Origin of the sequence: Halomonas elongata DSM 2581, assembly GCF_000196875.2 — a bacterium.
Classification (GTDB): Bacteria; Pseudomonadota; Gammaproteobacteria; order Pseudomonadales; family Halomonadaceae; genus Halomonas; species Halomonas elongata.
The window spans coordinates 448,149-466,269 of sequence record NC_014532.2 but is presented as its reverse complement, the minus strand read 5'-3'; the positions used below and the strand labels follow the sequence as shown (position 1 = coordinate 466,269).

Annotated in this window: 19 protein-coding genes and 1 tRNA gene; 15 read left to right on the top strand and 5 right to left on the bottom strand. The window is 64.7% G+C overall.

The window, feature by feature from the left end; genetic code table 11:
* The first annotated feature begins 182 nt into the window (after positions 1 to 182).
* Positions 183 to 1,832, top strand: coding sequence for an acyl-CoA dehydrogenase family protein (locus HELO_RS02150; protein ID WP_013331162.1), 1,650 nt, complete (start codon positions 183 to 185; stop codon positions 1,830 to 1,832).
* Between the two features lie 60 nt (positions 1,833 to 1,892).
* Positions 1,893 to 2,417 carry a YgjV family protein gene (locus HELO_RS02145; RefSeq protein WP_013331161.1) on the top strand — a complete coding sequence of 175 codons (525 nt, stop codon included), beginning with the start codon at positions 1,893 to 1,895 and terminating at the stop codon, positions 2,415 to 2,417.
* 13 nt (positions 2,418 to 2,430) lie between these two features.
* Here HELO_RS02145 and HELO_RS02140 read toward each other — a convergent pair whose 3' ends face one another.
* The 3 genes from HELO_RS02140 to HELO_RS02130 all read right to left on the bottom strand — a co-directional run bounded on the left by HELO_RS02140 (position 2,431) and on the right by HELO_RS02130 (position 4,161).
* On the bottom strand, positions 2,431 to 3,051 hold the full coding sequence (locus HELO_RS02140) for a LysE family translocator (protein WP_013331160.1): 621 nt from the start codon (positions 3,049 to 3,051) through the stop codon (positions 2,431 to 2,433).
* Positions 3,052 to 3,277: 226 nt separating this feature from the next.
* Positions 3,278 to 3,688, bottom strand: coding sequence for a nucleoside diphosphate kinase regulator (rnk, locus tag HELO_RS02135; protein ID WP_013331159.1), 411 nt, complete (start codon positions 3,686 to 3,688; stop codon positions 3,278 to 3,280).
* Between the two features lie 386 nt (positions 3,689 to 4,074).
* Positions 4,075 to 4,161: transfer RNA gene (locus HELO_RS02130), tRNA-Leu, on the bottom strand.
* Between the two features lie 138 nt (positions 4,162 to 4,299).
* On the opposite strand from HELO_RS02130, the gene queA reads away from it, so the two are divergent.
* From queA to secF, 5 genes are all read left to right on the top strand, one after another.
* Positions 4,300 to 5,379 carry a tRNA preQ1(34) S-adenosylmethionine ribosyltransferase-isomerase QueA gene (queA, locus tag HELO_RS02125; RefSeq protein ID WP_013331158.1) on the top strand — a complete coding sequence of 360 codons (1,080 nt, stop codon included), beginning with the start codon at positions 4,300 to 4,302 and terminating at the stop codon, positions 5,377 to 5,379.
* 10 nt (positions 5,380 to 5,389) lie between these two features.
* Positions 5,390 to 6,508: a tRNA guanosine(34) transglycosylase Tgt gene (tgt, locus tag HELO_RS02120; protein ID WP_109637293.1), complete on the top strand. Its 1,119-nt coding sequence runs from the start codon at positions 5,390 to 5,392 to the stop codon at positions 6,506 to 6,508.
* A gap of 80 nt (positions 6,509 to 6,588) precedes the next feature.
* Positions 6,589 to 6,927 (top strand): preprotein translocase subunit YajC, encoded by a 339-nt coding sequence (yajC, locus tag HELO_RS02115; protein ID WP_013331156.1) that lies wholly within the window; start codon positions 6,589 to 6,591, stop codon positions 6,925 to 6,927.
* Between the two features lie 137 nt (positions 6,928 to 7,064).
* Complete coding sequence (secD, locus tag HELO_RS02110) at positions 7,065 to 8,915, top strand: protein translocase subunit SecD (RefSeq protein ID WP_013331155.1); 1,851 nt, start codon at positions 7,065 to 7,067, stop codon at positions 8,913 to 8,915.
* Positions 8,916 to 8,924: 9 nt separating this feature from the next.
* Positions 8,925 to 9,851, top strand: a complete 927-nt coding sequence (secF, locus tag HELO_RS02105; RefSeq protein WP_013331154.1) for a protein translocase subunit SecF — start codon at positions 8,925 to 8,927, stop codon at positions 9,849 to 9,851.
* Between the two features lie 117 nt (positions 9,852 to 9,968).
* Here the strand turns inward: secF and HELO_RS02100 are convergent, their stop codons facing one another.
* Both HELO_RS02100 and HELO_RS02095 read right to left on the bottom strand, forming a co-directional pair.
* Complete coding sequence (locus tag HELO_RS02100) at positions 9,969 to 10,310, bottom strand: hypothetical protein (RefSeq protein ID WP_013331153.1); 342 nt, start codon at positions 10,308 to 10,310, stop codon at positions 9,969 to 9,971.
* 169 nt (positions 10,311 to 10,479) lie between these two features.
* A complete protein-coding gene (locus HELO_RS02095; RefSeq protein ID WP_013331152.1) occupies positions 10,480 to 11,274 on the bottom strand; it encodes an inositol monophosphatase family protein in 795 nt (264 codons plus the stop codon).
* Positions 11,275 to 11,444: 170 nt separating this feature from the next.
* Here HELO_RS02095 and HELO_RS02090 point away from each other — a divergent pair, with 170 nt between their 5' ends.
* From HELO_RS02090 to pilW, 8 genes are all read left to right on the top strand, one after another.
* Positions 11,445 to 12,188, top strand: a complete 744-nt coding sequence (locus HELO_RS02090; protein WP_013331151.1) for an RNA methyltransferase — start codon at positions 11,445 to 11,447, stop codon at positions 12,186 to 12,188.
* A gap of 76 nt (positions 12,189 to 12,264) precedes the next feature.
* Complete coding sequence (gene cysE / locus HELO_RS02085) at positions 12,265 to 13,152, top strand: serine O-acetyltransferase (RefSeq protein WP_013331150.1); 888 nt, start codon at positions 12,265 to 12,267, stop codon at positions 13,150 to 13,152.
* A gap of 108 nt (positions 13,153 to 13,260) precedes the next feature.
* Complete coding sequence (locus HELO_RS02080; protein WP_041601854.1) at positions 13,261 to 13,728, top strand: Rrf2 family transcriptional regulator; 468 nt, start codon at positions 13,261 to 13,263, stop codon at positions 13,726 to 13,728.
* A gap of 46 nt (positions 13,729 to 13,774) precedes the next feature.
* Positions 13,775 to 14,923 carry an IscS subfamily cysteine desulfurase gene (locus tag HELO_RS02075; protein ID WP_013331148.1) on the top strand — a complete coding sequence of 383 codons (1,149 nt, stop codon included), beginning with the start codon at positions 13,775 to 13,777 and terminating at the stop codon, positions 14,921 to 14,923.
* 183 nt (positions 14,924 to 15,106) lie between these two features.
* Positions 15,107 to 15,433 carry a HesB/IscA family protein gene (locus tag HELO_RS02070; RefSeq protein WP_013331147.1) on the top strand — a complete coding sequence of 109 codons (327 nt, stop codon included), beginning with the start codon at positions 15,107 to 15,109 and terminating at the stop codon, positions 15,431 to 15,433.
* A 168-nt stretch (positions 15,434 to 15,601) separates the two neighbouring features.
* Positions 15,602 to 16,027, top strand: a complete 426-nt coding sequence (gene ndk / locus HELO_RS02065) for a nucleoside-diphosphate kinase (RefSeq protein WP_013331146.1) — start codon at positions 15,602 to 15,604, stop codon at positions 16,025 to 16,027.
* A 119-nt stretch (positions 16,028 to 16,146) separates the two neighbouring features.
* Positions 16,147 to 17,274 (top strand): 23S rRNA (adenine(2503)-C(2))-methyltransferase RlmN, encoded by a 1,128-nt coding sequence (gene rlmN, locus HELO_RS02060; RefSeq protein WP_041601853.1) that lies wholly within the window; start codon positions 16,147 to 16,149, stop codon positions 17,272 to 17,274.
* A 105-nt stretch (positions 17,275 to 17,379) separates the two neighbouring features.
* On the top strand, positions 17,380 to 18,102 hold the full coding sequence (pilW, locus tag HELO_RS02055) for a type IV pilus biogenesis/stability protein PilW (RefSeq protein WP_013331144.1): 723 nt from the start codon (positions 17,380 to 17,382) through the stop codon (positions 18,100 to 18,102).
* Positions 18,103 to 18,121 lie beyond the last annotated feature (19 nt).

Sequence of the window (18,121 nt, the reverse complement as noted above, 5' to 3'; positions counted from 1 at the left end):
TCCCTGAAGGGAAATAGAATCAGCCTAACGGCTCGCCGTGGGCACGTCACCTCCCCACCGTCACGATCCCGTACGCCGGCGACGGCGTTAGCGCCCTCACCCGGCCCGAGCGCTGCCGAAGGCGTTGACCGGGCACCGAGTGGCGGCCATGCTCACGACAGGCCCAGTCATCGGAGCTTCCCATGCAGGAATATGCGCCGCGTGCCCGACTGGCCACCCATGAGGTGACCAACCAGCCCCCTCCCCCCGAGGATCGCGATCTCCTCGAGGACGACCTGCCGATGCGCGAAGCCTTGGCACGCGAGGCCCCCGACTGGGTAGCCGAACGCCTGGCGCCGCTGGGGCGCGACGTCGGCAGCGAACACGTCCGAGCTCTGGGCGAGGCCGCCAACCGTCACCCGCCCGAACTGCGACTCTTCGACCGCTACGGGCGACGCCTGGATGCCGTCGACTACCACCCGGCCTACCATGAACTGATGCACCTGGCCATGGACCATGGCTGGCACGCGGTTGCCTGGCAGGAGGAAGGTCGCGGCGGGCACCAGGCCCATGTGGCGGCCCTGTACCTGCTCACCCAGGCCGAGCCCGGCTTCTGCTGCCCGGTGACCATGACCCATGCTGCCATGCCGGCGCTGCGCCACTCGCCAAGCCTGCATGAGCGCTGGTCTCCCGGCCTGCTGCACTGGGATTACGACCCCCGGGCGCTGCCCGCCGAACGCAAGACGGCGCTGACCTTCGGCATGGCGATGACCGAGAAACAGGGCGGCAGCGACGTTCGCGCCAACACCACCCAAGCCACTCCCGTCGCCGACGGCTGGCGGTTGAACGGCCACAAGTGGTTCTGCAGCGCGCCCATGTCGGATGCCTTCCTGACCCTGGCGCAAACCGACGATGGCCTAGGCTGTTTCCTGGTGCCTCGCTTCACCCCGGATGGCGAGCGCAACGCCATCGAGCTGCAACGACTCAAGGACAAGTGTGGCAACCGGGCCAATGCCTCGGCGGAAATCGAATACCGCGATACCTGGGCCGAACCGCTGGGTGAACCCGGGCGCGGCGTCGCCACCATCCTTTCGATGGTCCAGCAGACCCGACTGGATGCCGCCACCGCGCCGGTGGCGATGATGCGCCAGGCACTGAGCGAGGCCTGGCGGCACGTTCGAGCCCGACACGCCTTCGGCCGATGCCTGGCCGAACAACCCTTGATGCGTACCCTGCTCGCCGACATGGCCCTGGAAGTCGAGGCCGGCGTCGCCCTGACCCTGCGCACCGCCCGTGCCTTCGACGGCGCCGCCCGGGGCGACGCCCATGAGACCGCCCTGGCCCGCCTGCTGCCGGCACTGGCCAAGTACTGGCACAACAAGCGTGCACCCGCCTTTCTGGCCGAAGCCATGGAATGCCTCGGCGGCATCGGCTATGTGGAGGAATCGCCGCTGGCACGGCTCTATCGCGAAGCGCCGGTGAACTCCATCTGGGAAGGCTCGGGCAACGTCATCTGCCTCGACGTGTTGCGGGTGTTCGGTCGTCATCCCGAAGCGCTGACGGCACTCCGCCAGGAACTCGACGCCGCTCGCGGTGCATCATCGGCGCTGGATACCGCCATGCAGGAGCTCGTCACGCGTCTCGAAGCGCCGCCGGATACTCTGGAGCGGCAGGCACGCTGGCTGACACAGCGCCTGGCTCAATGCCTGCAGGGCGCTCTGCTGCTGCGCCATGCTCCTGCCGAGATCGGCGAGACCTTCTGTCGCTCGCGGTTCATCGATGCCAGTCCCGTCTTCGGAACCTTGCCCGCGGATGCACCCGAAGCGGCGATTCTGAACCGTATCCAGCCCTGAGCTTCCCCGGGGTTTTGCGTGTAGAGTGAGGGGCCGAAGCCCTTTGTCGCGGAGCCACTCATGGAAGACTGGACGCTCAGATGGATGCTGGGACAGGCGGTCAGCCTTGTCGCCCTGGCGCTTTGCGTCGTCGCCTTTGCCAACAAGCGCGACGACCGGCTGTTCGTGATTCTGGTATTTGCCAATGTCGCCTTCGCCGCCCAGTTCGCACTCTTCCAGAGCTGGGTGGCGTCCGGCATCTCCGCGCTGATCGTGCTGCGTATCGCCCTGGCACGCCGCTATCCGCGCCATACCGGCATCATGCTCGCGATGCTGGTCGCCACCCTCGCGATCGCCGCCCTGACCTGGAGCGGACCACGGGATATTCCGGCCCTGGCGGCGGGGCTACTGGGCACCTATGGCATGTTCATGTTGCGTGGCATCGCCATGCGTGTCCTGCTGGCCAGTGCCGCCTTCTGCTGGATCATCAGCAACCTGCTGGCGGGCTCCATCGGCGGCAGCATCGCCGAGACCCTGATCTTCATCACCAATGTGATCACCATGCTGCGCCTCAGGCGTGATGCTCTGCTGCATGGCGCCCCGTGACGCCTTGCCGGATTCAGCCGCCAATAGGCCCAAGGGCAACCCGCAACGCCAGCGCCAACAGCAGCACGCCAGTTGCCCGGTTGATCCAGTGGGCTCGAGCCTGCAGCCAGGGCAACACCCGGGAGTGGGATAACCCGACGGCGACCAGCACATACCAGCCGCCGTCGATGATCATGGCCGTGAACACGATGATCGCACGTGCCGCCAGACTCATGTCCGGCGTCACGAACTGGCTGAGCAGGGCGACGAAGAACAGGATGAGCTTGGGATTGGCGAGCGCCACCAGCATCCCTTCACGTGCCGCCTGCATGCCGGAGGTGGCCATGGCATCAGCGTTGAGCGCTCCCGCTCGCCCGGCACGCAGAGCCTTGATGCCCAGCCAGGCCAGATAGGCCGCCCCAGCCCAGGTGATCACCTGGAACAGCGCCGGGAATCGCACGATCAGCGCCCCGAGTCCCCAGACAGTCAGCAGCGCATAAAACCCCACTCCCAGGGCATGGGACAAGGCCGCCGCCACGCCCGGCGTGCGACCGCCTCCCAGAGTATGGCGCAGTACCAGTGCCAGACTCGGCCCGGGCGACATGGCCCCCATGGCGCAGATAGCCGCCAACGACAGCCAGAGGGAAAGTGGCATGAGCATTCTCCGTGAACATGACCGACAAGGCGTCTCCCGGCCTGTCGGCGAGAACAGATGCGTTGTGAAACGACCGCCTGACGATCGGGAGACGATGACGGTACCGGCCCCCTCGCCTCCTGGGTCTTGCGCAGTTTACAAGGGTAAATGAGCATTTTGATCGGACTCTCGCACGAGAGCGATTTCAACACTGCTTCACCGAGTGCAGGCACTTTTCATACAGACCCTAGCGGTGAAACTGCCCTTCCCGCTCCGGCTGCCAGAGAATGGCATCGACGCGCAGTGACGTCTGTTTCCCGCCGGGCAGCGGCCACTCTTCTATGACATCACCGACATGCAGGCCGAGAAGGGCCGCCCCGACCGGCGCCATGACCGAAACGCCATCTTCGGTAGCATCCAGCGCATGAGGATAGACCAGAGTCTTGACGATCTCACGCTCGCGCGTCAGGTCGGTAAAGCGCACCCGGCTGTTCATGCTGATCACATCCGCCGGGATCTGCTCCGGCTCGAGCACCTCGCCACGCTCCAGTTCCTCCTCCAGGGAAAGCGCCACGGCATCCTCGCCGGCCGCATCAATGAGTCGCTGCAGTCGCTCGGCATCGAGCCGATTGATGATCAAGGGGGGACGCGCCACCATATGAGCCTCCTTGCCAGACATGGCGTACGGGAGTACCAATAAAAACAGCCCTCTAACCGTTAGCAGGAAAAGGGCCGCACTACCGCTACCCTACGCCATCCTCGCGAGGAAGGACAGGATGGCGTGATACTCCGGAAACCGAACACTGGCCCGCTGCCATATGCGGCATGATGAGGCCTGTATAGCTGGCAAGAGCATGACAACGGTCGGGATCTGCTGGGCATTCAAGCCTGATCGTCACCAGCCGCTACGCGCACATGTTCGATGCGGGACTGGACGACATTGCAACGAGGTTGCCGCGTTTGAATGCGACCAAACTGCGACCAAGCACTGAGGGAGAGGTGCTACAAGAAGAAGGGGGTGCTGCTAACCACTTGATGTCAAAGTGGTGCCGGTGGTCGGACTCGAACCGACACACCCGTGAAGGCGGCGGATTTTGAATCCGCTGCGTCTACCAATTCCGCCACACCGGCAACGGCGTTGCATTATACGGAGCCAGCGAAGCAGGTCAATCGCCGTCCTGACTTCGTGGCCAGGAAACGGTATCCTATGCGGCTTGCCGCCGTGCCGGCGGCTCCGTTCTGCTTTATCCTGATCAACCGAGTCACGCCATGCAGCGCGCCGATTTCCATTACGAGCTTCCCGAGGCGCTGATCGCCCGCTACCCCTCCGAGCAGCGCAGCGACTGTCGTCTGCTGTGCGTCGATGGTGCCAGTGGCGCCCTCGACCACCGCCGCTTCCCCGAACTCATCGACAAGCTCGAGCCGGGCGATCTTCTGGTGTTCAACGACACCCGCGTGATTCCGGCACGACTGCACGGACACAAGGCCAGCGGCGGTCGCGTGGAGATGTTGCTGGAGCGTCCGCTGGATGCGCACCGCGGCCTGGCCCACCTGCGTTCCAGCAAATCCCCGAAGATCGGCACCGAGTTGACCTTCGAGGGTGGTATCCAGGCCGTGGTCGAGGGGCGCCGCGAGGCGCTGTTCGAACTGCGCTTTCTCGGCGAGACGCCACTGATCGCACTGCTGGAGCGCCACGGCCACATGCCGTTGCCGCCCTATATCACCCGCGATGATGAACTCTCCGACCGGGAGCGCTATCAGACGGTCTATGCCAGGCGCGATGGCGCCGTGGCCGCCCCCACCGCCGGCCTGCACTTCGATGAGCCGCTGCTGGAACGCCTCGCCGCCAAGGGCGTGGAAAGCGCCTTCGTCACCCTGCACGTGGGTGCCGGCACCTTCCAGCCGGTACGCGTCGACGACATCCGCGAACACGAGATGCACAGCGAGTGGATCGAGGTTTCGGCGTCGGTATGCGAGCAGGTTCGTGCCGCGCGGGCCCGGGGCAATCGTGTCGTCGCCGTGGGCACCACCAGCGTGCGTTGTCTCGAGTCGGCCAGCCTGAAAAGCCCCGATGGCGACATCGCGCCCTATAGCGGCGAGACCGATATCTTCATTTATCCGGGCTATGAATGGCGCGTGGTCGACGCCCTGGTCACCAACTTCCACCTGCCGGAGTCGACCCTGTTGATGCTGGTGTCCTCATTCGCCGGTTACGATACGGTCATGGCGGCGTATCGGGAGGCGGTCCAGGAAGGCTATGCCTTCTTCAGCTATGGCGATGCCATGTTCTTGACCCGTCACAATTCTTCATCCACTAGACACGCTGATGTCGAGACTCCCGATGCGTAACGAATGCTTCATGACCTTCGAGCGCCTGGCCACCGACGGCCGGGCGCGCCGCGGCAGGCTGACCTTCCCCCGGGGAACGGTCGAGACGCCCGCCTTCATGCCGGTCGGGACCTACGGCACCGTCAAGGGCATGACGCCCCAGTCGGTGAAGGAGATCGGCGCCGAGATCATTCTCGGCAACACCTTTCACCTGTGGCTGCGCCCGGGAACCGAGGTCATCGAGGGCCACGGCGACCTGCACGACTTCGCCCAGTGGGACAAGCCGATTCTCACCGACTCCGGTGGCTTCCAGGTCTTCTCGCTCGGCGAGATGCGCAAGATCACCGAGCAAGGCGTGCACTTCCGTTCCCCGGTGGATGGCGCCAAGGTCTTCATGGGCCCCGAGGAATCCATGGCGGTACAGCGTTCGCTGGGCTCCGACATCGTGATGATCTTCGATGAGTGCACGCCCTACCCGGCAAGCTTCGACGAGGCCAAGCGCTCCATGGAAATGTCGTTGCGCTGGGCACAACGCTCGCGCGATGCGCACGGCGACTCGCCCTCGGCGCTGTTCGGCATCATTCAGGGCGGCATGTATCCGGCGCTGCGCGAAGCATCCCTGAAAGGGCTCGACGAGATCGGTTTCGATGGCTATGCCATCGGCGGCCTGTCGGTGGGTGAGCCCAAGGAAAAGATGATCGGAGTGCTGGACTATCTGCCCGAATGGATGCCGGCCGACAAGCCCCGCTACCTGATGGGCGTGGGCAAGCCGGAAGACCTGGTGGAGGGCGTGCGCCGGGGTGTCGACATGTTCGACTGCGTGATGCCGACCCGCAACGCCCGCAACGGCCACCTCTTCACGGCCGAAGGGACCGTCAAGATCCGCAACGCCAGGCACCGCCACGACACCGGGCCGCTGGAGGAAGGATGCGACTGCTACACCTGCCAGCACTTCTCGCGCGCCTATCTGCATCACCTGGATCGCTGCGGTGAAATGCTCGGCTCGATGCTCAATACCATCCACAACCTGCGCCACTATCAGCGCCTGATGGCTGGTTTGCGCGGTGCCATCGAAGCGGGTACATTGGCCAACTTCGTGGAAGGGTTCTACGCGCAGCGCGGTCTGCCGGTACCTCCCGCACCGAATTGACGGTTGGCTGGCCCACAAGGCCCGCCGACGAGCGCCGCTAGGCGCCACTTTGTTTACCACGACTCAGGAGACTGTCGTAAATGCTGGACTTCTTCATTTCCCCGGCCCTGGCCCAGGACGCCGGCGGCGCACCGGGCGGAGGCATCGCCCAGATCGTGATGCTGGTCGGTTTCGTGCTGATTTTCTACTTCCTGCTGTGGCGCCCTCAGGCCAAGCGGGCCAAGCAGCACAAGAAGCTGATTTCCGGCCTTTCCAAGGGCGATGAGATCGTCATCGGCGGCGGCATGCTGGGCCGTATCACCAAGGTCAGCGAAGACAGCGAATTCCTCACCATGGAAATCGCCGAGGGCACCGAGGTCAACGTGCAGAAGAACGCCGTGGCCACCGTCCTGCCCAAGGGCACGCTCAAGTCCATCTAACTGGACACGCTCGCGCCGCCCTGCGGTGCGGGCTGCCCTGCGACCACCGAGGCGGGGCCCGGCCAACCGGCTCCGCCCGGTGCTCGTGATGACGCAACGCCCGTCTCCATCATCAGCAACCTGAGGGCAGGGCCCCCATGCTCAACCGTTACCCCCTGTGGAAGTATCTGCTGATACTCCTCGTCCTCGTCGTCGGCCTGATCTACGCTCTTCCCAACCTCTTCCCCGAGGATCCGGCGGTACAGATCAGCAGTGACCGCGGCGAATTCACCCTCGACGAACGACGGCTCGACCGCCTCGAGGATTCCCTCGATGAAGCGGGCATCGCCACGCAAGCCATCGAGCGCCAGCCCCAGAGCGTCCTGATCCGGCTTCGCCACGCCGACGACCAGATCAGAGCACGTGATCTGCTCGGCGACTCGCTCGGCGAAGACTATGTCGTGGCGCTGAACCAGGCCGAATCCACGCCCGCCTGGCTGGAATCACTGGCCGCCTCGCCCATGACGCTGGGCCTCGACCTGCGCGGCGGCGTGCACTTCCTGCTCGAAGTCGACATGGAAGCCGCCATCACCCAGCGCCTGGAATCGGATGCCAGCGCCATGCGCAACCTCCTGCGCGACGAGCGACTGCGCTATCGCAACACCGAGCTCGGCGAGCGCTCGATCAGCATGGACTTCATGAACGCCGAGGATCGTGACCAGGCTCGGCAACTGATCGCCCCCGAATATCCCGATTTCGACTACAGCAACGTCGAGAAGACGCGTGGCGCCGGCCTGGAGATGACCCTGACCGACACCGCCGTCAACGAGATTCAGGACTATGCGGTCAACCAGAACCTGACCACGCTGCGCAACCGCGTCAACGAGCTGGGCGTGTCCGAGCCGCTGGTGCAACGTCAGGGACCGAATCGCATCGTCGTCGAGCTGCCCGGCGTTCAGGACACCGCCGCCGCCAAGCGCATCATCGGCGCCACGGCCAACCTGGAGTTCCGCCTCGAGGCACGCCCCGACACGCCGGAGTCCGAAACCGAGACCTTCCCGTTCCGCGACAATGAAGCCCGCACCGCGACCCTGATGCGCGACGTGATCATCACCGGCGACCGGGTTTCGAATGCCAATCGCAGCTTCGATGAAAACGGCCGCCCTCAGGTCAACATCAGCCTCGACGGTACCGGCGGCACTCTGATGAACCGTGCCACCCGCACCAACATCGGGCGCAACATGGCGGTGCTGTTCATCGAGCACAATTCCCGCGAGCGCACGGTGATGAAGGACGGCGAGCCCACCACCGTACGTACGCAGGACACCGAACGCGGCATCATCAGCCTGGCCACCATCCAGAGCGCGCTGGGCAACAGCTTCCGCATCACCGGCCTGGAGTCGCCCACCGAGGCGGCCGATCTGGCACTGCTGCTGCGCTCCGGCTCCTTGGCCGCACCGATGTACTTCGCACAGGAACGCACCATCGGGCCAAGCCTCGGCGCCAAGAACGTCGAGCGCGGCATTCTGTCCGTTCAGGTCGGCCTGCTGCTGGTGGTGCTGTTCATGCTGGTGCGCTACCGAGTGTTCGGGGTGTTCGCCAATCTCGCCCTCGGGTTCAACCTGACCCTGCTCGTCGCGGTCATGTCGATGCTCGGCGCCACCCTGACCCTGCCGGGCATCGCCGGTATCGTACTGACGCTGGGGATGGCGGTGGATGCCAATGTGCTGATCTTCGAGCGCATCCGCGAGGAACTGCGTAACGGGCTCTCGGTCCAGCAAGCCATTCACGCCGGTTACGAGCGCGCCTTCTCGTCGATCGTCGACGCCAACATCACCACCCTGCTGGTGGCGTTGATCCTGTTCTCGATCGGCACCGGGCCGGTCAAGGGCTTCGCCGTGACGCTGTCACTGGGCATTTTGACCTCGCTGTTCACCGCACTGATGGTGACCCGCGCCATGGTCAATCTGTGCTACGGCGGCAAGCCGGTCAAGAAGCTCTGGATATAAGAGGTGGTCATGCAATCCCTCATCAATCGACAATTCGACTTCATGGGCAAGCGCCGCTATGCCTTCATCTTCTCGGTGGCAACGCTGCTGATATCGTTGGTCGCGATACTGGTCCAGGGGCTCAACCTGGGGCTCGATTTCACCGGCGGCACCCTGGTCGAAGTCCGTTACGCCACGGCCCCGGCTCTCAGCATGGTGCGCGAAACCCTCGAGGCCGCCGGCTTCAAGGACGTGGCGGTGCAGACCTTCGGCGCCTCCACCGAGGTGCTGATTCGCCTCCAGCAAGCCTTCGATGCCGATGTCGGCAACCAGGTCGTCGACCTGCTCCGCCAGGGTGGCAACAACGTGGACCTGGTACGTGCCGAGTTCGTCGGCGCCCAGGTCGGCGATCAGCTGCGCGACCAGAGCGGCATGGGCATGCTGGTGGCGCTGGGCGTCGTCGTGCTCTACGTGGCCTTTCGCTTCCAGTACAAGTTCGCCCTCGGCGCCCTGCTGGCCCTGGGCCACGATGTCCTCATCGTGCTGGGCATCTTTGCGCTGTTCGGCTTCGAGTTCGACCTGACGGTACTGGCGGCGGTGCTCGCGGTGATCGGTTATTCGCTCAACGACACCATCGTGGTCTACGACCGCATCCGCGAGAACATCCGCAAGTCACGCATCGACGACATGCCCGCCATCTTCAACGAAGCCATCAACCAGACCCTGTCGCGGACACTCGCGACATCCGGCACCACCCTGCTGGTAGTGCTGGCCCTGATGATTCTTGGCGGCGACATGATCCACTACTTCGCCGTGGCACTGTTCATCGGCATAGCGGTCGGGACCTTCTCGTCCATCTATGTCTCCGCCGCCCTGCTGCTGCCGCTCAAGCTGCAACGCGCGGACCTGATGCCGGCGAAGAAGGAAGACGCGGAAGCCGAAGAAGAACTGCCCTGATCGGTCGCACGAAGACGGCCCGATCAAAAAAAGCGCCACCTGGCATGCCAGGTGGCGCTTTTTCATCTAGCGGCATCGACGGTGTATCGCTTCAGGCATCACCGCCTGCTCACCGCTCTATGCGACGCCTTGCGCGTCGGGACGAAAGACCTCACGGGCATGGTGGTACAGCACACCGGCATAGCCATTGCGCTGCATCACCTTGAGAATCTTGGCGGGGTTCTCGTCATCGAGGGCGCGACGCAGCTTGTCCCGCTGTTCGTCATCGAGGGCCTCGTGCCAATGGTACGGCTCGCCATTCGCGCTGGCCGCTTCGGCGCGGCGCATCAAGTCCATCTCGACGCGTCCACCGTAGCGGTACAAGAGATCATAGCCTTCCTGAAGATGCAGGGCGGGCACATCGCAGGGCTTCTCAAGGCTTTCCAGCACGTTGTAGTAGTAATAGCTGAGCGGTTGCATCGTCACTCCTCTCGCGGGTGGTGTTCATGATCCGGCGAGGCCGGGGGACATGAAACCGATGGCCGGACAGGCCACCGGCTACCTTCAACGTACACCGACTCATCGCTCTCGAACAGTCTCGAGAGCGTTACGAGATGTTGCCACGACGACCGGGCGACAAATGGGTCCGTCAGAAATGGGGCTTGAGCTGCTTCACCAGTGCCTTGTACATGCGCGGCCCGGCAGCCATCAGCGGCTGACTGGCCGACACCGACGGCTGGCCGTCCGGCGTTCCCATCAGGGCACCGGACTCCTTGAGCAGCAGTGAGCCGACATGCAGGTCCTGATCCTCGAGCCCGAGGACGAAAGCCGCATCGACACGGCCCGACGCCAGCTCGGCCATATCCAGCAAGCCACTGCCGGAGGCCCGCATCAACTCGACTCGCGGCGCCAGTTGCTGGGTCAGGGTCAGATGGTCAGGCAGCAGCCGGGAGCGCAGCGCGCTCTCGGGCAGGCCCATGGCGATGCGCGCGCCGTCGATCGTGTAATGCTTGGGCACACGAATACGCTTGCCATTGAGCTGGGCACCGCGCCCACGGCTCGCCAGGTATTCGTCATCGCTGAAGGGGCAGATCACCACCGCGTGCTCCGGACGGCCCTTGACCATGCAGACCACCGACAGCGCGAAGTCGGGCGCGGCAACGGTGAGGTTGGAGTATCCATGGACGGGTTCGATGCGCCACAGCATGTCACGGCCTTCGCCCTCGCCTTCGCGATGCGACGTATAGCGGCCGACAACGCCATGTTGCGGATAACCCCGCGCCAGTTGACGCTGGATCAGCGTCTCGGCATTACGGGCAGTATCCTCGAGCAGCTTGTCGAGGCTGTGTTCTTCATGAGCATTTTCGATGCGCTCGCGAATGCGCAGGAATTGCTCGCCGGCACTGCGCGCGGCGCGCAGTGCAAATTGGACCATCGGATGCATGATCGGGCCTTGGGGAGTCTCGGTGATGTTAAAGAACGGGTCGTAAGAAACGAGTCGGCGCGAATCCTAGCAGAAACACGTCGATCTCGCCACGCGGCCCGAAGCCCGAAGCGACATGCTAAACTGGCGGCTTCCCTCATATTCGACAGCTTCCCATTGGACGTCTTCCCATGCTCGAACGTATTCGCATCGTTCTGATCGGCACCAGCCACCCCGGCAACATCGGCGGCACCGCCCGAGCCATGCACAACATGGGGCTCGAGGACCTGGCGCTGGTCGCGCCGCGCTGCGAACCGATCACGGCGGACACCGTCTCGCGCGCCTCCGGCGCCGACGCCCTGGTCCACAACGCCAGAACGGTCGACAACCTGGAAGACGCAGTCGGCGACTGCACCCTGGTGGTGGGTGCCAGCGCCCGCTCGCGCAACCTCCCCTGGCCGATGGTCACGCCACGCGAACTGGGCGAGCGCTTGCCAACCGAACTGGCCTCTCCTCAGGGGCGGGTCGCCCTGGTCTTCGGGCGCGAGGACAGCGGCCTGACCAACACCGAGATGCAGCGCTGTCATGCCCATGTGCACATTCCCACCAACCCGGACTTCAGCTCCCTGAACCTGGCGGCCGCCGTCCAGGTGCTGGCCTACGAGTGCCGCCTGGCCTGCCAGGCCGAGTCGCCCGAGATGCAAGAGCCGGACGCCGCCCCCCTCGCGTCCCATGAGGAACTCGAGCACTACTTCGCGCACCTGGAGCGCACCCTGATCGACATCGGCTTTCACGACCCGGACATGCCCCGTCAGTTGATGGCCCGACTGCGCCGCTTCACCCTGCGGGCTCACCCGGAGCGCATGGAGCTCAATATCCTGCGCGGCATACTCTCCGCCACTCAACGCCAGGTCGAGCACCGTCAGGACGAATGAAGCGCTGCTTGAACCCCGCTCGAGCGGCCCCCAATATGAAAGACAACGACTCGCTCCCCCATCCAAGGATCGCCGCATGTTTCAACGTCTGCGCGAGGACATCAACAGCGTATTCGCCCGTGACCCGGCGGCACGCAACTTCCTGGAAGTGCTGACCAATTATCCGGGTCTGCATGCGCTGCTGCTCCACCGCCTCAGCCATTGGCTCTGGCAACGCAATCTCAAGTGGCTGGCTCGCACCCTCTCGACCCTGGGGCGCTGGCTGACCGGTATCGAAATCCATCCGGGCGCCAGCATCGGCCGACGCTTCTTCATCGACCACGGCATGGGCGTGGTGATCGGTGAAACCGCCTGTGTCGGCGACGACGTCACTCTCTATCAGGGCGTGACCCTGGGAGGCACCAGCTGGAACCACGGCAAGCGCCACCCGACCCTGGGTGACGGCGTGATCGTCGGTGCCGGCGCCAAGATTCTCGGCCCCTTCACCGTGGGCGCCGGCGCCAAGGTCGGCTCCAACGCCGTGATCACCAAGGAAGTACCGGCCGGCGCCACCGTCGTGGGCATTCCCGGCAAGGTGGTGCAACGCAGTGACCCCGACAAGGAAGAGACCCTGCAGGTCGACCCCGAGCGCCGCGAAGCCATGTGCCGCAAGTTCGGCTTCGACGCCTATGGCGTCAGCCAGGACATGCCCGACCCCGTGGCCCGCTCCATGCAGGCGATGCTCGATCACATGCATGCCGTGGACGAGCGCATCGAACGCATGTGCTCCACGCTGCACCAGATCGACGCCAGCTTCCGCGATGGCCAGCTCCCGGAACTGCGTGACGAGGACTTTGCCAACATTCTCGAGGACGTCGACAGCTGCTGCCCGCCTCCCGAGGAGGATACGACCACCCAGAATGCGGAAAACGACGAGCCGCGCCGCGAGAAAGACGCGGTGAGCGACCGTCACGGCAAAGGTTGACCGTTACACTGGGTCTTTACCATAATGGCTCATCCACCCGACGCCCGCATGGGCGTCGGGCCGATCAACGACCACCGACGTCCGTACCGGTGCCGAGGTGAATGCCCCATGCGCCTGACCACCAAGGGACGCTATGCCGTCACCGCCATGCTCGACCTGGCGATGCATGCCGACGAAGGGCCAATCTGCCTCGCCGATATCGCCAAGCGTCAGGAAATCTCGCTTTCCTATCTCGAGCAATTGTTCGCCCGACTGCGTCGCCGCGGCCTGGTGGACAGCGTGCGGGGCCCCGGCGGCGGCTACCTGCTGACCCTGTCGCCGGAAGCCATCTCGGTGGCACAGGTGATCGACGCCGTGGACGAGTCGGTGGATGCCACCCGTTGTGGCGGCATGTCGGACTGCCAGCAGGGCGACACCTGCCTCACCCACCATCTGTGGAACGAGCTGTCCGAACAGATCCACGGTTTTCTCGACGGCGTGACCCTGGGCCAGCTGGCCCGCCGCGACGAGTTCCGGGCCATCGCCACGCGGCAACATCGCGCGGCCGACAACCAGATCCCGGCCTCATCGCCCTGAGCCGACGGCCCGCCCGTCTCCGATTCGCTTTCACCGTTCCGAGCCCATGAGCGCACCCATCTATCTCGATTACGCCGCCACCACTCCCGTCGACCCCAGGGTCGCCGAGGTCATGAGCCGTCACCTCACGCTCGACGGCGTCTTCGCCAATCCCGCCTCGCGCAGCCACATGCCCGGCTGGCAGGCCGAACAGGCCGTCGAGAGCGCACGGCGCCAGGTCGCCGACCTGATCGGCGCCGATCCCCGCGAAATCGTCTGGACCAGCGGCGCCACCGAGGCCGACAACCTGGCGCTGACCGGCATCATGCGTGCCAATCGCGAGAAGGGCCGTCACCTGGTGACCTCGACCATCGAGCACAAGGCGGTGATCGACACGGCCCTGGCGCTGGAACGCGAAGGCTTCGAGGTGTCCTGGCTGACACCCGGCGAGGACGGCCGTATCGCCCCCTCGGCACTACGCGCTGCCCTGCGCGACGACACCGTGCTGGTCTCGCTGATGGCGGTGAACAACGAACTGGGCACGATCAACGACCTGGCCGACCTGGCCGAAGTGGCCCATGCCGGCGGCGCACTCTTCCACGTCGATGCCGCCCAGGCGGTAGGCCGCCTGCCGCTGGACGTGAAGCAAAGCGGCATCGATCTGATGTCGCTCTCCGGCCACAAGGCCTATGGCCCCAAGGGCATCGGTGCACTCTACGTGAAGCGTGATCCGGACATCCGCGTGGAGCCGTTGATCCACGGCGGCGGACACGAACGAGGCATGCGCTCGGGCACGCTGCCGACCCATCAGATCGCCGGCATGGGCGAAGCCTTCGCCATCGCCGGGCGCGAGGGCGAGGCCGACCAGGCACGCATCCAGGCACTCCGCGACCGCCTGCTAGCCGGGCTCGACGACCTCGACGGCATCCAGCTCAACGGCACCGGCGAAGTCTCGGTGCCCAACATTCTCAACCTGGCCTTCACCGGGGTCGACGGCGAGTCGCTGCTGATGGCACTGCGCAATATCGCCGTGTCCACCGGCTCGGCATGCAACTCTGCCAGCGTCGAGCCATCCTATGTATTGAAGGAGATCGGCGTTCCCCGACCGCTGGCGCTGGCCTCGTTGCGTTTCAGTCTCGGCCGTTTCACCACCGAGGACGACATCGACCGCACCATCGACACCCTGAGGCATGCCCTGACCGGGCTACGCCGCTAGGAGGACGCCTACGGATGGCTGCGCCAGGTCATGCTATGTTGAAATCAGTCTCTCAATGCCCATTTACGCACTTGTAAACGCCGCTTTCGCGGCTGATTTCGCCTTGTCCGACCCGCACTCGCAACATTTGTAGCCCCTTCCAGGAAAGGGCCGAATAAACCGCCAAGCGTTAAGGAGGCCACCATGGCTAACCTTTCCATCACCACCGCCGCAGCCGAGCAGATCAATCGCGTGCTCGACGAGCGCGGACACGGCCTGGGTCTGCGGGTCACCGTCAAGCCCAGCGGCTGCTCGGGCTACAGCTACGTCCTCGACTTCGCCGATGAGGCATCGAACGACGACGTGGCCTTCGAGGAACACGGCGTCAAGGTCTTCGTCGCACCGGATGCCCTGGAAATGCTCGACGGCAGCGAGGTCGACTACGTCTCGGAAGGGCTCAACCGCTTCTTCCGCTTCAACAACCCCAACGTCAAGGACGAGTGCGGCTGCGGCGAAAGCTTCAGCGTCTGAGGCCCACGGAACGCCTTCAATTGTTCAATGCCGTCCAGGGGCGGTATACTCTGCGCCCATTCGGCGCGAGGCGCCGAGCCGCACGAATCACATGCCCAGCGCCGCCCTGGTTTCCCGGGGCGGCGCTGGGTTATCACTGCCCTATACTCAGACTGGAGAGCACGCCACATGGCCACTGAACGTACCCTGTCCATCATCAAGCCCGACGCCGTCGCCAAGAACGTCATCGGCGAGATCGAAAGCCGTTTCGAGAAGGCCGGTCTGAAGATCGTCGCCGCCAAGATGCTGCAGCTCTCCCAGGAGCAGGCCGAAGGCTTCTACGCCGAGCACAAGGAGCGTCCTTTCTTCGGTGACCTGGTCGGCTTCATGACCTCCGGTCCGGTCGTGGTCCAGGTGCTCGAAGGCGAGAACGCCATCGCCGCCAACCGCGACCTGATGGGCGCCACCAACCCCAAGGAAGCCGAGGCCGGCACCATTCGCGCCGACTATGCTCAGTCCATCGACGCCAACGCCGTCCATGGCTCCGACTCTCCGGAGTCCGCGGCGCGCGAAATCGCCTACTTCTTCGAGGAAAGCGAGATCTGCTCGCGCTGAGGAAACGCTGATTCATCGCCGTTCGCGATATCAATCAGTAGTTCCCTGGTGGCAGGTTTCCTGCCGAGCGGGGGCCACACGGCCCCCGCACCTTGCCCCAACGACCCACGATGCCCGCCATGACCGCTGATACCGCCCCACAACGCCCCAACCTGCTCGGCATGACGCGCGAGGAAATGGAGGCTTTCTTCCTTTCCATCGGCGAGAAGAAGTTTCGCGCCGCCCAGGTGATGAAATGGATTCACCAGGAAGGCTGCAGCGACTTCGCGTCCATGACCAACCTGTCCAAGGCCTTGCGGGCGCAGCTCTCCGAGGTCGCCGAGATACGCGGGCCCAGTGTGGTCTACGAAGGCACCTCCAGCGACGGCACCCGCAAGTGGGTACTGGAAGTGGAGGATGGCAGCTACGTCGAAACGGTGCTGATCCCGGCCGACAACGGCAAGCGCCGCACGCTGTGCGTCTCGTCCCAGGTCGGCTGCTCGCTGGATTGCAGTTTCTGCTCCACGGGCAAGCAGGGCTTCCAGCGCAACCTCACCGCCGCCGAGATCATCGGCCAGGTGTGGGTCGCCAGCAACAGCTTCGGGCCGCGCCACGACACGGCCAACCGTCCCGTCACCAATGTGGTGATGATGGGCATGGGCGAGCCGCTGCTGAATTACGACAATGTCGTCCCGGCGATGAAGCTGATGCTCGACGACAACGGCTACAGCCTCTCCAAGCGCCGCGTCACCCTTTCCACATCCGGCGTGGTGCCGATGCTCGACCGCCTCGGCGACGAGCTCGACGTGAGCCTGGCCATCTCGCTGCATGCCGCCAATGACGAGCTGCGCAGCGAACTGGTGCCGCTCAACCGCAAGTACAACATTCGTACCCTGCTCGATGCCTGCCAGCGTTACCTGGCCAAGTGCGACGACACCCGCATGGTCACCATCGAGTACACCCTGATCAAGGACGTCAACGATCAGCAGGAGCATGCCCGCCAGCTCGCCGAGCTGCTGCAGGAGCTGCCCAGCAAGATCAACCTGATTCCGTTCAATCCGTTCCCCCACTCGGGATACGAGACACCATCGCGCAACCAGGTGAAGCGCTTCCAGCAATGGCTCGCCGATCTCGGTTACACGGCGCCGATCCGCTCCACCCGCGGCGACGACATCGACGCCGCCTGCGGCCAGCTGGTGGGCCGCGTCAAGGACCGCACACGACGCCACGAGCGCTACATCCAGTCGATCCAGCTCGACGCCGACTGAGCCGGGTCACGTCTTGACTTCAATCGGGCACGACGCTTTGATGGTCAAGCCTTTTTCACCATCGGCCAGGTGTCGTGCCGCCACGACGCCCCAATCGAGGATGCCATGACGGGTCGCCCGAGTCTCGACGGCTACCGACAGTACCGCATCGCGGCTCTTCTGGCCGGCGCTGTCTGGCTGGGTGGCTGCGCCATGCGTGCCGACCAGCCGCCGCCGGACGCCGACCCTGCCGAGGCCTACACGCGACTCGGCGTGGCCTACCTGGCGCGTGACGACCTTTCGCGTGCTTCGGAGGCCCTCGACCACGCCCTGAAGCTGGCCCCCGATGACGCCGAAGCGCGACAGGCCATGGCCATGGTGCATCACCGCCGCGGCGACGACGCCCTGGCCGAAGAGAACTTCCGTGCGGCGCTGCGTGATGCTCCCGATCTTACCCGGGCACGCAACAACTACGCCGCCTTCCTGTATGATCAGGGACGTATTCGAGAGGCGTGCCAGCAGTTGCAACGCGCGAGCGAGGACACTCACTACACCAACCGGGCTCAATTGCTCGTCAACCTGGGACGTTGCCAACGCGCGACCGGCAACGAAGCGGCGGCGCGAGCCAGCTTCGAACGCGCCTTGCGCATCGATCCCGGTCGGCCCGGCAGTCATCTGCACCTCGCCGAGCTCGATGTCGCGCAAGGGCGACTCGCCAGCGCCGAACGGCACCTGGAACGTTATCGGCGCCAGGCAGGCCAGGATGCGCTATCGGCTCGCCTGGCCGAGGTCATCGCCCGCGCCCGTGACGACCATGATCGGCCGGCAACCTCGCGCGGCACGCCCTGAGCCCAGTTTTCCAATGAAG

Coding starts and splice junctions, on each gene's coding strand:
- HELO_RS02150 (WP_013331162.1), top strand. CDS start 183: ATGCAGGAATATGCGCCGCGTGCCCGACTGGCCACCCATGAGGTGACC.
- HELO_RS02145 (WP_013331161.1), top strand. CDS start 1,893: ATGGAAGACTGGACGCTCAGATGGATGCTGGGACAGGCGGTCAGCCTT.
- HELO_RS02140 (WP_013331160.1), bottom strand. CDS start 3,051: ATGCCACTTTCCCTCTGGCTGTCGTTGGCGGCTATCTGCGCCATGGGG.
- rnk (WP_013331159.1), bottom strand. CDS start 3,688: ATGGTGGCGCGTCCCCCCTTGATCATCAATCGGCTCGATGCCGAGCGA.
- queA (WP_013331158.1), top strand. CDS start 4,300: ATGCAGCGCGCCGATTTCCATTACGAGCTTCCCGAGGCGCTGATCGCC.
- tgt (WP_109637293.1), top strand. CDS start 5,390: ATGACCTTCGAGCGCCTGGCCACCGACGGCCGGGCGCGCCGCGGCAGG.
- yajC (WP_013331156.1), top strand. CDS start 6,589: ATGCTGGACTTCTTCATTTCCCCGGCCCTGGCCCAGGACGCCGGCGGC.
- secD (WP_013331155.1), top strand. CDS start 7,065: ATGCTCAACCGTTACCCCCTGTGGAAGTATCTGCTGATACTCCTCGTC.
- secF (WP_013331154.1), top strand. CDS start 8,925: ATGCAATCCCTCATCAATCGACAATTCGACTTCATGGGCAAGCGCCGC.
- HELO_RS02100 (WP_013331153.1), bottom strand. CDS start 10,310: ATGCAACCGCTCAGCTATTACTACTACAACGTGCTGGAAAGCCTTGAG.
- HELO_RS02095 (WP_013331152.1), bottom strand. CDS start 11,274: ATGCATCCGATGGTCCAATTTGCACTGCGCGCCGCGCGCAGTGCCGGC.
- HELO_RS02090 (WP_013331151.1), top strand. CDS start 11,445: ATGCTCGAACGTATTCGCATCGTTCTGATCGGCACCAGCCACCCCGGC.
- cysE (WP_013331150.1), top strand. CDS start 12,265: ATGTTTCAACGTCTGCGCGAGGACATCAACAGCGTATTCGCCCGTGAC.
- HELO_RS02080 (WP_041601854.1), top strand. CDS start 13,261: ATGCGCCTGACCACCAAGGGACGCTATGCCGTCACCGCCATGCTCGAC.
- HELO_RS02075 (WP_013331148.1), top strand. CDS start 13,775: ATGAGCGCACCCATCTATCTCGATTACGCCGCCACCACTCCCGTCGAC.
- HELO_RS02070 (WP_013331147.1), top strand. CDS start 15,107: ATGGCTAACCTTTCCATCACCACCGCCGCAGCCGAGCAGATCAATCGC.
- ndk (WP_013331146.1), top strand. CDS start 15,602: ATGGCCACTGAACGTACCCTGTCCATCATCAAGCCCGACGCCGTCGCC.
- rlmN (WP_041601853.1), top strand. CDS start 16,147: ATGACCGCTGATACCGCCCCACAACGCCCCAACCTGCTCGGCATGACG.
- pilW (WP_013331144.1), top strand. CDS start 17,380: ATGACGGGTCGCCCGAGTCTCGACGGCTACCGACAGTACCGCATCGCG.